The organism is Vibrio sp. TRT 21S02 (assembly GCF_050113675.1).
Taxonomy (GTDB): Bacteria; Pseudomonadota; Gammaproteobacteria; order Enterobacterales; family Vibrionaceae; genus Vibrio.
The window spans coordinates 1-602 of the sequence record NZ_JBNJOI010000070.1 but is presented as its reverse complement, the minus strand read 5'-3'; the positions used below and the strand labels follow the sequence as shown (position 1 = coordinate 602).

Annotated in this window: 1 protein-coding gene; it reads right to left on the bottom strand. The window is 39.4% G+C overall.

Annotation, left to right across the window (positions count from 1 at the left end; genetic code table 11):
* Positions 1–130 precede the first annotated feature (130 nt).
* Positions 131–602: hypothetical protein (locus ACQEXU_RS21980; protein WP_427012301.1), on the bottom strand; the 472-nt coding region annotated here is incomplete at its 5' end.

The following is a 602-nucleotide window of genomic DNA, read 5'->3' as shown; positions in this document are numbered from 1 at the left end:
ATAACGCCGCATTAAGGTGCGAACAACGCTAAACACCTAACCTAAACCACTCCACCTTAAACACTAAAGCCAAGTTTAAACTGAAATCGGCAAGCGTTGTGAGTCACTCTTAAATGCTTTGTTATAATTTTTATTCTCGGCTTGAAATACTGCCAACTGGTACTTGTTTAGATAAGCCCGCTCTCTCATGAAATTCACTTGAATCAATGAGCTCCATGTCTAAGCATTGCTCTCCCTCCGTAAATGAAGGAGATAATAGAAAGTATATCTCATCTGGAGATTCTTCTGTAATTCGATATAGACGAGTTTTCCACGATGAACTCCACCCTCCGTAACATGAAGCGCCAACATCTCCAGATTTAGATGGCAAACTAAATTCAATATAATCACCTGTAAGCAACCCACCGATGACCTTCCGATTGTATACAGGCCAATAGTGGATCGCTGAAGCCATAACATTTTTATTTCGAATTATGCCGACCTTTATATCCCCTTCTGATAACTGAAGAGGCTCTGTTATTTTCAATTGAGGTATATCTTTAGAAACTGGCGCACTTGAGCAACCAGTAATTAACAGGATTCCAAATATGGACAAAATAGAA